The organism is Methylobacterium sp. AC832 (assembly GCF_979256025.1).
This window is the reverse complement of sequence record NZ_CEEDMV010000002.1, coordinates 372,757-385,412: the sequence shown is the minus strand read 5'-3', so window position 1 is coordinate 385,412 and position 12,656 is coordinate 372,757. Positions and strand designations below refer to the sequence as shown.

9 protein-coding genes are annotated in these 12,656 nt (G+C 67.0%); 2 read left to right on the top strand and 7 right to left on the bottom strand.

Going from position 1 to position 12,656, the window contains the following annotated elements; genetic code table 11:
• Positions 1–756 precede the first annotated feature (756 nt).
• Complete coding sequence (locus AC0IXR_RS09005; protein WP_471760458.1) at positions 757–3,630, bottom strand: EAL domain-containing protein; 2,874 nt, start codon at positions 3,628–3,630, stop codon at positions 757–759.
• 148 nt (positions 3,631–3,778) lie between these two features.
• On the opposite strand from AC0IXR_RS09005, the gene AC0IXR_RS09000 reads away from it, so the two are divergent.
• Positions 3,779–4,129: a cupredoxin domain-containing protein gene (locus tag AC0IXR_RS09000; RefSeq protein WP_056425364.1), complete on the top strand. Its 351-nt coding sequence runs from the start codon at positions 3,779–3,781 to the stop codon at positions 4,127–4,129.
• Between the two features lie 30 nt (positions 4,130–4,159).
• Here AC0IXR_RS09000 and AC0IXR_RS08995 read toward each other — a convergent pair whose 3' ends face one another.
• The gene (locus tag AC0IXR_RS08995) at positions 4,160–5,158 is read right to left on the bottom strand and encodes a hypothetical protein (protein ID WP_471760457.1); all 999 of its coding nucleotides are present in this window, start codon (positions 5,156–5,158) and stop codon (positions 4,160–4,162) included.
• Between the two features lie 406 nt (positions 5,159–5,564).
• On the opposite strand from AC0IXR_RS08995, the gene AC0IXR_RS08990 reads away from it, so the two are divergent.
• On the top strand, positions 5,565–5,726 hold the full coding sequence (locus AC0IXR_RS08990) for a hypothetical protein (protein ID WP_200919063.1): 162 nt from the start codon (positions 5,565–5,567) through the stop codon (positions 5,724–5,726).
• A gap of 90 nt (positions 5,727–5,816) precedes the next feature.
• Here AC0IXR_RS08990 and AC0IXR_RS08985 read toward each other — a convergent pair whose 3' ends face one another.
• The 5 genes from AC0IXR_RS08985 to AC0IXR_RS08965 all read right to left on the bottom strand — a co-directional run bounded on the left by AC0IXR_RS08985 (position 5,817) and on the right by AC0IXR_RS08965 (position 12,363).
• Entirely contained in the window at positions 5,817–6,851 is a 1,035-nt protein-coding gene (locus tag AC0IXR_RS08985) for a cytochrome-c peroxidase (protein WP_471760456.1), read from the bottom strand.
• A gap of 79 nt (positions 6,852–6,930) precedes the next feature.
• The gene (nhaA, locus tag AC0IXR_RS08980) at positions 6,931–8,130 is read right to left on the bottom strand and encodes a Na+/H+ antiporter NhaA (protein WP_311273824.1); all 1,200 of its coding nucleotides are present in this window, start codon (positions 8,128–8,130) and stop codon (positions 6,931–6,933) included.
• 107 nt (positions 8,131–8,237) lie between these two features.
• The gene (locus AC0IXR_RS08975; RefSeq protein WP_471760789.1) at positions 8,238–10,262 is read right to left on the bottom strand and encodes a TonB-dependent receptor; all 2,025 of its coding nucleotides are present in this window, start codon (positions 10,260–10,262) and stop codon (positions 8,238–8,240) included.
• A gap of 652 nt (positions 10,263–10,914) precedes the next feature.
• The gene (locus tag AC0IXR_RS08970) at positions 10,915–11,850 is read right to left on the bottom strand and encodes a FecR family protein (RefSeq protein WP_471760455.1); all 936 of its coding nucleotides are present in this window, start codon (positions 11,848–11,850) and stop codon (positions 10,915–10,917) included.
• Positions 11,851–11,955: 105 nt separating this feature from the next.
• Positions 11,956–12,363, bottom strand: a complete 408-nt coding sequence (locus tag AC0IXR_RS08965) for a sigma-70 family RNA polymerase sigma factor (protein ID WP_471760788.1) — start codon at positions 12,361–12,363, stop codon at positions 11,956–11,958.
• Positions 12,364–12,656 lie beyond the last annotated feature (293 nt).

Genomic DNA, 12,656 nt, shown 5'->3' with positions numbered 1-12,656 from the left:
TCCCCGCACGCGGGGAGAGGGCCGCGACGACCCCGTCGTCGGCGCGGCGAGGCGGCAGCCGAGGGTGAGGGGGCGCGGCCGAAGGAGCCATACCCGGAGAGACCCCCTCACCCTCGCCCTGACGGGCTCACGTCGCCTCCCAACAAGGGGAGGACGACGTCCTCTCCCCGCCCGGCGGGGAGAGGGGAACTGCCTTTTCCGAATAGATAAGTGTCCTCCGGCTCTCGGCCCCGAAGGCCGGCGCGCATTCCCTCTCCCCGCACGCGGGGAGAGGGCCGCGACGACCCCGTCGTCGGCGCGGCGAGGCGGCAGCCGAGGGTGAGGGGGCGCGTCCGGTGGAGCCACGTCCGGAGTCGCCCCCTCACCCTCGCCCCGACGGGCTCACGTCGCCTCCCGGCAAGGGGAGGACGACGTCCTCTCCCCGCCCACGGGGAGAGGGGAACCGCCTCTTCCAAATAGGGACGTGCCCTATGCCTGCTTGGCCCGAAGGCCGGCGCGCATTCCCTCTCCCCGCACGCGGGGAGAGGGCCGCGACGACCCTGTCGTCGGCGCGACGAGGCGGCAGCCGGGGGTGAGGGGGCGCGGCCGAAGGAGCCATACCCGGAGATACCCCCTCACCCTCGCCCTGACGGGCTCACGTCGCCTCCCGACGAGGGGAGGACGACGTCCTCTCCCCGCCCGGCGGGGAGAGGGGGACCCCGCCTCTTCCGGAGGCGAAGCGTGCCCCATGGTTGCGGGAACCGCCGACCAGCCCCTTCAGGCCACCGCGTGCTTTGTGACTCCGCGCCGTCCCGACCAGCGTTCCAGCACCTCGGGGATGCTGCCGGCACCCTCGGGGCGGCCGATATAATAGCCCTGGCCCTCGTCGCAGCCTTCCTGGCGCAGGCGCTCGAACTGGATCTCGTTCTCGATCCCCTCGCCGGTGGTGCGCATGTGCAGGCTCAATCCGAGGCCGATGACGGCCCGGACGATGAAGGCGGATTCGTCGGCCGCCGTGATGTCGCGGACGAAGGACTGGTCGATCTTGATCTTGTCGAAGGGGAAGCTGCGCAGGTAGCTGAGCGACGAGTAGCCCGTGCCGAAATCGTCCATGGCGATCCGGACGCCGAGGCGTCGCAGGGCGTGCAGGGTGGCGAGGGTGGCGGCATTGTCCTTGAGCAGGACCGATTCCGTGATCTCGAGCTCCAGCCGCGCAGCGGGGAGGCGGCTGAGGCTCAGCGCCTCCTTGACGGAATGGATGATGATGCCGTCCCGGAACTGGGCCACGGAGACGTTGACCGCGACCCGGATGCCGTCGGGCCAGCGCATGGCCTCGGTGCAGGCGGTGCGCAAGGCCCAGGCCCCGAGTTGCACGATGAGGCCGATCTCCTCGGCGACCGTGATGAAATCCCCCGGGGGAACGAGGCCCCGCTCCGCATGATGCCAGCGCATCAGCGCTTCGAACCCGCCGACGCGGCGGCCGCGAAAATCGTAGATCGGCTGGTAGAACATCTCGAACGCGCCCTGGGCCACCGCCTCGCGCAGGTCGAGTTCGAGGGCGCGGCGGGCCTGGAGCCGGATGTCCATCTCCACCTCGAAGAAGCGCCAGGTGCCGCGCCCATCGGCCTTGGCGCGGTAGAGGGCGACGTCGGCGTTCTTGAGGAGCTTGTCGCAGCTGGTGCCGTCGCCGGGCGCGAGGCAGATGCCGATGCTGACCCCGACCGCGACCTGCTGGCCGTCGAGCTCGTAGGGGTTGCTCACCACGTCCACGATCCGCCGCGCCAGGATGGTGGCTTCCTCCGGGTAGGTCACGCCCGCGAGGATGATGGCGAATTCGTCACCGCCGAGCCGGGCGACGGTATCGACCTCGCGCAGGCAGGCGCTCAACCGGTTGCCCACCGCCTTGAGGAGTTCGTCCCCGACCGGGTGCCCGAGGGTGTCGTTGACCTCCTTGAACCGGTCGAGGTCGAGGCAGAGCACGGCGAACATGCCGCCGCGCCCGAGATGGGCGAGGGCCTCCTCGATCCGCTCGCCGAACATGGCGCGGTTGGGCAGGCCGGTGAGGACGTCGTGGCGGGCCATGTAGGCGATGCGGGCATCGGCCTGGCGCCGCTCGGTCACGTCCTCGTAGGTGGAGACCATGCCGCCCCCGGCCACGGGCTTGTGCGTGACGGCGAGGACGCGTCCGTTGCCCATCTGGCGGAAGCCCGAACCGGCGGCCGAGATCTGCCGTCCCTCGATCTCGAAGACCGTGCCCTCCTCGGCCGAGGCCAGGTAGAGCGAGGCCACGTCCTCGTAGGGCGTGCCGAGCGGCAGGTCTTCCGGCGCGAGGTCGAACAGCTCGCAATAGCGCCGGTTGACGACGGTGAGGTGCCCCTCGGCGTCGAACAGGCACAGGCCCTGGGACATGTTGTCGAGGGCGGTGTCGAGGCGCAGGTTGGTCGATTGGAGATGCGCCTCCTGGACCTTCAGCAGGGTGATGTCGCTGCAGACCGCGATGAAGCCGCCGGTGCGGGTACGGCTGCGGCTGATCCGGAGCCAGCGCCCGTCAAGAAGTTGCGTCTCGCGCGGCGCCGCCCAATCGTCGTCGTCGGAGAGGAGCGTGCGGGCGAGCGCGTTGCCGTCGCGGGCGACCTCGGCGAGCGAGGTGTCCCGCGGCAGCGGCTCATGACCGAATCCGAGGAAATCCTCCGCCTGCCCGTTGATGAGCGCGATCCGCCCGGATTGATCGACCACCACGATGCCTTCGAGGGAAGTCTCGAGGGCGTCGGCGAGATGGGCCTCCGCCGAGATGCGCTGGGCGACCTCCTGCTCCATCGCCCGGCGGATGTTGTCGCGCATGACGCCCATGGAGGCGAGGAGGGCGCCGAGTTCGTCCGCGCTGCCGGACGGGATCGTCACGCTGAGGTCGCCGGCCGCGATCCGCGACGCGACCATGGACGCATCCGCCACAGGCCGCATGATGCGCCGCGCCAGCAGGAAGGCGACGAAGGCCGACATGGACAGGGCGAGCAGCGTGCCGAACAGGTTGATCTGCGTCTCGCGGGCGACGATGGCCCGGGCCTGCTGCCGGTAGATGAAACCGTCGCCGGCGGTGTGGTTGATGAAGAGGTCGAGATGCTCTTCGGCGGCGGCCGCATGCCGGTCGACGACGTCCCAATCGGCCTCCCTGGTCTCGCGGCCGGCGAGGACGGAGCGGGCGGCGTCCCAATCCTTCACCGAGCGCTCCACGGCTTGCGCCGCCTGGGTCGCGCGGCTCGACTGGGCCCGCTCGACCGCCACGGCGAGATCCTCGGCGAACACGCGGCGGAGGGTCTCGAGGCGGCCTTCGAGCTGCGTCTTCACGGCGGCATCGGCGCTCATCCGACGACGGGATTCCAGGGAGCGCATATTGGCGAAATCGGCGGCGGCGGCCCGCGCGTAATTGATCGACATGAGGGACTGGTCGAAGGTCCGGCTCACGAGTTCGTCGGCCCGGCGGATCCCCGAGGCCGCCGAGAGGCCGAGAATGCCCGTAATGGCGGTCATGATGAGAAACGCGATCAGAATTCGACCGCGGATAGTGCCGGCAAAAGAGACAGCCGTGGCGACCGGCCTCGGCCAGATCCTCTCGCCCGACTTGGCGGATTTCCCACCGTGAATAGAATTCATTAAGTGTGTCTCATCCGGCCCATCGTAAATTGTTCGCCTGCAATAGTTAAGCTGGGCTTGAAACCTTCATACAGCTTTGCCAATTAACAGCATATTTACTTGCCCCGGTGAAAATGCGAAAGGGCAAAAAATCATACCTACAGGTTGCATGAGACGCATCACTTCATTCAGCGCTGCCTTCGCCCTGGTCGCGACCGGCGTCGCCGCCTTTGCCCTCCATGCCTCGGCGGCCGGACAGGTCTACCGCATCTCGCAGAAGGGGCGGGCGTTCCAGCCGAGTGCGCTGGTCATCAAGAAAGGCGAGACCGTTCAGATCGTCAACGACGACGGCGACCTCCTGCATCACGCCTATATCGACTCCCCGACATTCCGCTACGATTCCGGCGATCAGGAGCCCGGCGGCAAGGCCGAGATCGTCTTCCCCGTGAGCGGGACCTTCGCCGTCCTGTGCGGCATCCATCCCAAGATGAAGCTGGCGGTCCGCGTCGACGGCAACTGACCGCGACGCGTCCCGGATGCCGGCCCGGGCTTACAAAGCCCCGGCCGCCGACAGCGCGGCATGGGCGCCGTAATAGAGCCCGATGAAACTGGCGAGGGCGGCCCCGTATCCGAAGGGCATCGTCGCGAGCTGGCGGACCCGCAGCGGAACCCGGGCGTCGTCGGCGGCGATGGCCACCATCGCCACGATGATCGGGGAATGGCCGATCGCGTCGACCTTGCCGAATTCGAAGATCGCCGAGACGAAGGCCGCCGCCAGCACGATCGCCGCGACGCGGCGCACCAGGGGCGTGCAGAGCAGCCCGAAGGCGAGGGCGAATTCCACCGCGCCGGCGGCCTTCATGAAGAAGGCCCCGTCGAAGCCCATGGTCAGTTCCGGGCGCTCGATGAAGAGCGGGTAAGACCATTGTGGATAGGCCCATTTCTCCACCGAGGCCCACATCAGCGTCACCGCCGCCGAGTAGCGGACGATGTCGAGGGGCCGGATCCCGAACAGCTCGCGCCGGAGCCCCGTCAGGGCGAGATAGGCGGCGACGCCGAGGAAGACGGGATAATCCGCGAGGTGGAAGACGCCGTAATTCGCCACCGCGATCCCGAACAGGGCGACGATGCCGAGCGCCGAGAGCGGCATCGTCTGCCGCCACAGGAACCCCGCCGCGATGGCGAGCTGGAACCAGGGCAGGGCGGTGCTGGTGGTGGTGAGCTCGGGCGTGAGGATGATGCCGCCGAGCGACCAGAGCGACACGAAGAAGCCACCGCAGACCGCCCGGAACATCAGTTCGGTGTTCTCCCGCGCCCAGGCCGTGACCCGGTCGAGGGACCGCATCATCGCCTCGCCGAGGATCGTCCGCTCAAGCAACGCGCCGACGAACAGGGCCAGGAGAGAGACGACGACGAGCTGCTCGAAACTATCGCACAGTACCTCGCCGAGCCCGACGGGCGCGCCAGCGACGTCGAATGCACAGAACCATTTGACATGGGCACTGGCCCCAGTGGCGCTCGTGACGAGGACCAGAAGGGCAGCAGACATTGCACTTGGGCCGGGCAACCGACAACGCGCACTCATGTGGTGAAGCCTTAGCGAAATCTGGAGCGCCGACATTCGGCGGCCTTGAAGTCGTTCTACTTAGATTTTATCGATCGTGGAAGGATTTCGTTAATGATTTTTAAGCATCGTTAACGATCTCCCAGACCGGCTACCCTACCGTGGCCCAGACGATCCGCATCCCCGAGCGGTTGTGAAGCGGGGAGGCCAGCCGTGGGCTGCGCCGGTATCGCGAACACACGTGACCAGGCACGAATCAACGGCCACGTCACCCCCGAGCAACAGCGTAGGCGCTCGTCGACATTGTCGACGGGATATTTCGGCAAAAGCTGGTCTTCATCGAGGGGCGGCGCCTAAGCCCTCTCTCCGTATCAAGCAGAAAGGCTCTCGCGTGATTACAACACTCAGCCTGTCGACCCTGATCGCAGGCGGCAGCTTCGCTTATGCTTCGACGCGCGTGGCGGCGCGGGCCGCGACCTACGAGACCTGGGGCGGATCCCTGATGATCGTAGGCTTGTCGCTCGCCGGCGTCGGGTTGACGCTGTTCCGCTAGAACCTGAGCGGAATGGGACGATAACCTGTCGGCCGAGCCCGCCGCGATTTCCGCGGCGGCCCTCGCGACTGCGAAGCTGGCGTCAAAGTCTTAGTTCGACGCGGCCTTCTGCTTGGGTTCCGTGGCGGTCAGCGTGGCCAGGAAAGCCAGGAGATCGGCCTTCTCGGATTCCGAGAGGTTGAGCGGCCGGATCTTGGGGGAACGGCTCGGGCGTTCGATGCCGCCGCGATCGTAGAGATCGATCACCTCGCGCAGGGTCGCCACCGAACCGTCATGCATGTATGGCCCGCGCTGCGCGACGTCGCGCAGGGTCGGGGTCTTGAAGGCGTATTGCAGGCCCTTCGATTTCGGGAACAGACGTCCCCGGCCGATATCGTCGTCCCGGCCGACGCCGATATCGTGGAACGATCCGTCGGTGAACGCCCAGCCGGAATGGCATTCGTGGCACCCGGCCTTGCCGTTGAACAGCGCGAAGCCGGACTTTGCGGGGGCTTCCACCGCCGAAGCATCGCCGTCGCGCCAGCGGTCGAACGGCGCGCTTCCCGACACGATGGTGCGCTGGAATGCGGCCAGCGCCCGCTCGATCCCGCCGCGCGTGACCTGACGATCCTCGAAGGTCGCGGCGAAGGCCGAGACGTAATCCGGATCGGCCCGCAGGCGGGCGATCAGCTCCTCTTCCGAGAGGTTCATCAGATTCGGGCCGGTGATCGGCGTGAAGGCGACGGATTCGAGATCCGGAAACTTGCCGTCCCAGCCGAGCGGCGCGAGCCAACCGACATTGAGCAGGGTCGGCGTGCGCAGCTTCAGTTCGATCCCGGGCTCGCCGATCGCCCGCATCCGCCCGTCGCCCCAATGGCGCGACGGCTCGTGGCAGGTGGCGCAGGAGATGGTGCGGGATTGCGAAAGGACCGGATCGAAGAACAGTGTCCGGCCGAGCTCGACCTGGGCCGGCGTATCGGGACCGCCCTCGGGCACCGGCAGTTCGGACGGGCGTGCAAAGGCGCCGCGCCACGCTGCCGCGTCGTCACTGTTGCTGTGAGTGGCGAACAGGCTCGCGCCGATCACCGCCGCCACCGAAACCGTCACGGCCACCTTGCTGAAAGCCAAGCCTGCCTTTCGAGTCATCCTGCTCTCCGACTGACCAGTCTAGGCGGTTCCGTTTAAGATTGTGTTGCCAATGCAGAATGAGACCGTGCCCGCGTCCTCACGCCGCGGCGTCGGTCCGGCGGTCGGGGGCGGGCGCGAGGAGAAGGACGACGGCTCCGGCGATCATGCACGTCACGGAGCCGAGGAGCACGCCGATCTTGGTTTCGGTCTCCAGACCGGGATTGTCTGCGAAGGCGAGGAGGCCGATGAACAGGCTCATGGTGAAGCCGACGCCGCAGAGCAGCGACAGGCCGTAGATCTGCCACCAGCCGGCATGGGCCGGGCGCTGGGCGAGGCCGAGTTTCACGGCGGCGAAGACCGCGCCGAACACGCCGATCTGCTTGCCGACGAGGAGGCCCAGGGCCACGCCGAGGGTCACCGGATCGGACAGCATCGCCGGCGACATGCCGCTGAACGAAACGCCCGCATTGGCGAAGCCGAAGACGGGAAGGACGAGATAGGCCGACCAGGGATGGATCGCATGTTCCAGCTTGTGGAGCGGCGAGGCCGGGTCATCGGGCCTGGCGGGGCTCAGGCGCAGGGGAATGGTCAGAGCGAGGAGCACGCCCGCGATGGTGGCGTGGATGCCCGATTTCAGCACGAGGAACCAGAGGACCGCGCCGAGGACGAGGTAGGGCGAGAGGCGGCTCACGCCCGCGCGGTTCAGACCGAACAGGATCGCGACGACGACGCCCGCACCGGCGAGGCTCGGGAGCGACAGGTTGGCGGTGTAGAAGGCGGCGATGATCAGCACCGCGCCGAGATCGTCGATGATGGCCAGCGCCGTGAGGAACACCTTGAGCGAGACCGGGACACGCGATCCGAGCAGGGCGAGGATTCCGAGCGCGAAGGCGATATCGGTGGCGGTGGGGATTGCCCAGCCCCGCAGGGTCTCGGGCGAGGAGCGGTTGACCAGGACGTAGATCAGCGCCGGCGCGACCATCCCGCCCAGAGCCGCGATTCCGGGCAGGACCCGGTCCGGCCAGGTGCGAAGCCGCCCGTCCAGCACCTCGCGCTTGATCTCCAGCCCGACGAGCAGGAAGAACAGGGCCATCAGGCCGTCATTGACCCAGTGCAGCACGGAGAGGCCGCCGACATAGGCGCCGAGCAGGGCGAAGTAGCTCGACGCGAGTGGGGAATTGGCGACGATCAGGGCGAGCACGGCGCTCGCCATCAGGATCAATCCGCCGCTGGCCTCGCTCCGGAGGGCGTTGCGCAGGGCGGAGAAGGGTCGGCGGGCAGGCGCGGTTTCCAGCATGGAGTACGCCTGCCAGTGGTCGAGCCCGACGGCAAGCCGTCAGAGCATCGGAACGGGCATGCGTTCCCGTCTCGATCGGCAACGCGCGCGGAACGCAAAGTCGCCGATCAGAGGTCGATCGACATCGACAGCAGGTAGGTGCGCGGCGCCCCCTGGAAGAACGTGCCGAACGACGCCACGCCGGTCCAGTAATTCGTCCCCGTCACGTTCACCACATTGGCGCGGAACGTCGTCCGGCGCCCGTCCAACAGGGTCGCGTAGCGAAGTCCGAGATCGAGACGGGCCCAATCCGGCAGGGCCTGGGCGTTCGCCGTATCGACGAATTGCCGCCCCGTGTAGATGACAGCGCCGTTCAGGGTCAGGCCTGGGACCCAGGGCAGATCCCACTCCGCTCCGAGATTGAGTTGCACATCGGGTACGCCGATCGGCCGATTGCCCACATTGGCGGCCAGCGCGGATCGCGTGCGCACGCCGTCGAGCAAGGTGAGGCCGCCGAGGACACGCAGCTCCGGTGCGATCTCGCCATAGACGTTGAACTCCAGGCCGCTCACGGTCTGTTCGCCGGTTTGGGCATAGCGGCTGTCCGGGCTCAGTTCGCCGATGGGCCGCGTGATCTGGAAGGCGCTGAAGGAGGTGCCGATCCGGCCGAAATCCACCTTCACGCCGGCCTCGACCTGTTGCGCGACGTAGGGCGCCAACACCTCCCCGAAGTTGGTCGCGGTGGCCGGAGCGATGTCGCCACGGCTCAGACCCTCGATATAGTTGCCGTAGAGGGAGATGTTCTCCCAGGGTCGTACGACGAGACCGACGAGGGGACTGGTCGCGCTCTGGTCGTAGGACGAGGCCAGGGTGCCCACGTTCGAGACGTAGTTGCGGGCCTCGATACGCTGCTGACGCACGCCCACCGTGAGGAGAACGCGCTCATCGAGAACGGACATCGTGTCCGCCACCGAAACCCCCGTCAGCGTAGTGTCGGATAGGCGCGGCCGAGACGACGAGATGACCGGAGCGATGTAGGGGGCGAGGACGGGATTGTAGATGTTCGACAGATAGCTGCCGCGCACGGCGGAAAGATCCCGTCCCGTATCCTCGGTGTAGACCGAGGTCTGTACCGCGAAGGCGTGGCGGATGAATCCGGTCTCGAACTTGGTCCGGATGCCCGCGTCATAGGTGAGCCGGTCGACGCCGAGATTGTAGTATTGCGGGGCCGTCGTGGTGTCGCCGAGGACGTTGGTGATGGTCGGTGCGGATGCGAAGTAACGCTCGACACCCGTTTGCGAACCGCCGATGTCGCCGAAGAGGGTGATCTGGTCGCTCAGGTCGTACTCCATGCGCAGCAGACCGCCGCGATCGTCCACCTTCGAGTACTCCCAGGGTTGGCTCACGTTCATACGACCGTCGGCGGCCCTCGGTACGGGCACGCCGGCCCTGAGAAGGAAAGGACGCAGAGGAGCGGTGAAGCGATCGTTCTGCGCCAGCAGGTAGAGCCACGCACGGAAGCGGTCCCCCTGGTAATCGAGGGCGAGCGACGCGACCCCCGTCGTCTCGGATTGGCGGTCGATGGGCGTGTCGCCGCCCCGCAGGCTGCCGACGAACCGCGCCCCCCATTCCCGGTTCGCACCGTAGCGCCGCGCCATGTCCAGTTGGCCGCCGCCGCGTGCGATCGAACCGTAATCGAGGGTGACACGCGTCAGATCCTCGCCCGCACGTTTGGGCACCACGTTGATGACGCCCCCGATTCCCCCGTTCGGAGCGATCCCCGAGAGTGCCGCCGAGGGACCCTTCAGGACTTCGATACGCTCGGCATAGTCGGTGAGGACACGCAGGCTCGGCGCAACGCCGTAGATCCCGTCGAAGGCGATCTCGCCGCTGGTCCCCTCGTTGATGGGAAAACCGCGGATGGAGAAAGAGTCGAAGGGCGCGCCCGTCGTCTGCGTGGCCCGGACGGAGGGATCGAGGATGAGTGCCTCGGACACGGTGCTCGCCTGCTGGTCCCGGATGAAGCGGTCCGTGTAGCTCGTGACGTTGAACGGCGTTTTCGCCGTGTCGACATTGCCGAGCAAACCGATCCGTCCCCCCCGTGCCACCTGGCCCCCGGCATAGGGGGCGGACAAGCGTGAGGCGGCCGACATCGAATCCGCGGCGCTCGCGCGCTGCGCCTCCACCGAAAGCTCATCGAGGAGGACACCTCCCGGCGGCGCCGTCGGCGCTTCGAGTTGGACGAAGCGCGGATTGACGAGCGTGATGGTCGACGTACCGGCCGAGCGATACGTCAAACCGGTGTTTTCCAGCAGCTTGGCCAAGGCCTCGAGAGGCAGGAAATCGCCGGCGGCACCCGCCGTGACGAGATTTTCGGTCAGCGACGTCTTGTAGGCCAGCTTGAGCTGCACTTGTTTGGACAGGGCCGCGAGCGCCGGCTCGAGCGGGCCGGCCTCGATGGAAACCCTGACGCGGATCGTGGTCTGTTCGGCGGAATGCTCCGCCATCCGTGTCGAGCCTGGGACGAGGTCGAACCGGGGCAGGGTTTGAAAGAGCCGGCGCGCGGTGGAGGGCTGCTGAGCCGCCGCGACCTGGTTCATCGCGATGAGCGAGACGCCGATCCACGCTCCCCGCGCGAGCCAGCGCGCCCCGACATCTCGATCCTGCATCACCATCATCGGCCCCATCCGTCCAAAACCGGGGCGGTGCGCTTCGCGCTTCTTCGTCCCTGCGGAGATAGACCGTCGACCCGCGAATCTCCTGACGTCCTCCCCGAAACTTTTTTCGCGCGTCGGACAAGGGCGGCTAACGCACCAGGATCACGAACGGCGTCAGGCGGGTGACGCGGATCCCCATCGCGGTGACCAGCACGTCGAGCGCCTCGTCGGTATCGCGTGGATCGAGCGTGCCGCTGAAGCGCCGCTCGCCGACGGAGGAATCCATCAGCAAGATCCGGCCGCGCCGATAGCGCTCGAGTTCGGCGATGACCTGCCGGAGGCTTTGGCCGGAGAACGAGAGCTTACCGTCTCGCCACGACATCGCCTCTGCGACATTTCCCTGCCGCGCGACGGGGCGGTCGCCCTCGTCCCGGAACGCGACCTCACCCGGATGGAGAAGCGTGTGACCGACAGCCGTCGAGACATCGACACGCCCCTCGGCAACGCCGACGGGATCGGCGGCTCCATCGACCCGCACGTAGAAGCGGGTTCCGACGGCGCGGGCGCTGACACCGTTCCCGCGCACGATGAAGGGACGCTGCGGATCGGGCACGACATCGAACACCGCTTCCCCCCGGAGGAGATCGACGGCGCGCTCCTCGGCCGTGAAACGCAGCGCGACCGCCGTGTCGGTGTTGAGGTCGATCCGGCTCCCGTCGACCAGGGTGCGGGTTTCGATCTCGCCCACACCCGTCCACGCATCGGCCCGCAGGCGATCGATCAGACCGAGCTGAGCCCCCGCGATTCCGGCGAGGGCGATCGCCACGACGGCGCTCAGCCCCACGGCCCGCCTGGGCTTACGCTCACGCGGATCGGGCACTTGGCCCATGGTTCGGCGCCACGTCTCCATTTCCGCATAGGCTTCGGCATGGGCCGGATCGGCCCCGCGCCAGACCTCGAAGGCCTTTCGATCGGCGCCGCTCGCATCGGCCGAGGTAAGCCGTACGACCCAGAAGGCGGCGGCCTCATAGACGGGATCGTCCTCCCCTCCGGGCGATGCATCCGGTGAGACGCCTTCGTTCATGCCGCTCTATCGATGTGCCGAGGGGGGGGATAGGCCGACCCGGTCCTTCATAGCGGACGTGCCGGATCGCAAGCTCCCGACATACGGGGTCGTAGCATCGCAACACTAGAAGAAGTCGGCGCAGCGACGGCGTGTATGAAGCAGCGCCTTCATGAGGTGCTTCTCGACCATGTTGCGGCTGATGCCGAGCCGCGCTGCGATCTCTCCGTTCGCGAGTCCATCGAAGGCACTGAGCAGAAAGACGTCCCGGCACCGTGGCGGCAGCTCGTCGATGGCGGCCGCGACCAAGCGGAGCTGCTGGCGCGCGACGACCTGCTCCTCCGTGCGGATCGTCTCGTCGACGCCGCTGGCGAGGTGGACGTCCGTCACCTGCCGGAACAGATCGGCCTCGAACCGGCGACGCTTTCCCAAGCTGTTGGCGACGTTGCGGGCCACGAAAAACAGGAAGATCGGCGGGTGCTCGATCTCGGTCCTGTTGAGCGCCTTGATGAGGCGGAGATAGGTTTCCTGCATCGCATCGGCGGCGTCGGCGGGATTGTCGAGCAGCCGAAGCAGAAAGCGTTGAAGCTTCAGGCCCTCGCTACGATGCAGCGCATCGACTGAAACCGTTGGCATGATACCAGTACCACCCACTTTGGATCATGGCAGCATCGCTTGATGACCGTGCCTCCGAGCAAAGAAGCGAGCCGCTCATTATGCAAGCCGGGTGGTACTTTGTATGTTTTCTAAATAACTCGTCTTTCGAGTGAGCAAACCTTTGTCTTTTCGGGACAAATGTTCTCCCGAACGACATTTCTAAACTACAT

Excerpts from the sequence above, each read along its gene's own strand:
- nhaA (WP_311273824.1), bottom strand. The coding sequence starts at position 8,130 with ATGCTGGAAACCGCGCCTGCCCGCCGACCCTTCTCCGCCCTGCGCAAC.
- AC0IXR_RS09000 (WP_056425364.1), top strand. The coding sequence starts at position 3,779 with ATGAGACGCATCACTTCATTCAGCGCTGCCTTCGCCCTGGTCGCGACC.
- AC0IXR_RS09005 (WP_471760458.1), bottom strand. The coding sequence starts at position 3,630 with ATGAATTCTATTCACGGTGGGAAATCCGCCAAGTCGGGCGAGAGGATC.
- AC0IXR_RS08985 (WP_471760456.1), bottom strand. The coding sequence starts at position 6,851 with ATGACTCGAAAGGCAGGCTTGGCTTTCAGCAAGGTGGCCGTGACGGTT.
- AC0IXR_RS08970 (WP_471760455.1), bottom strand. The coding sequence starts at position 11,850 with ATGAACGAAGGCGTCTCACCGGATGCATCGCCCGGAGGGGAGGACGAT.
- AC0IXR_RS08995 (WP_471760457.1), bottom strand. The coding sequence starts at position 5,158 with ATGTCTGCTGCCCTTCTGGTCCTCGTCACGAGCGCCACTGGGGCCAGT.
- AC0IXR_RS08965 (WP_471760788.1), bottom strand. The coding sequence starts at position 12,363 with ATGCAGGAAACCTATCTCCGCCTCATCAAGGCGCTCAACAGGACCGAG.
- AC0IXR_RS08975 (WP_471760789.1), bottom strand. The coding sequence starts at position 10,262 with ATGTCGGCCGCCTCACGCTTGTCCGCCCCCTATGCCGGGGGCCAGGTG.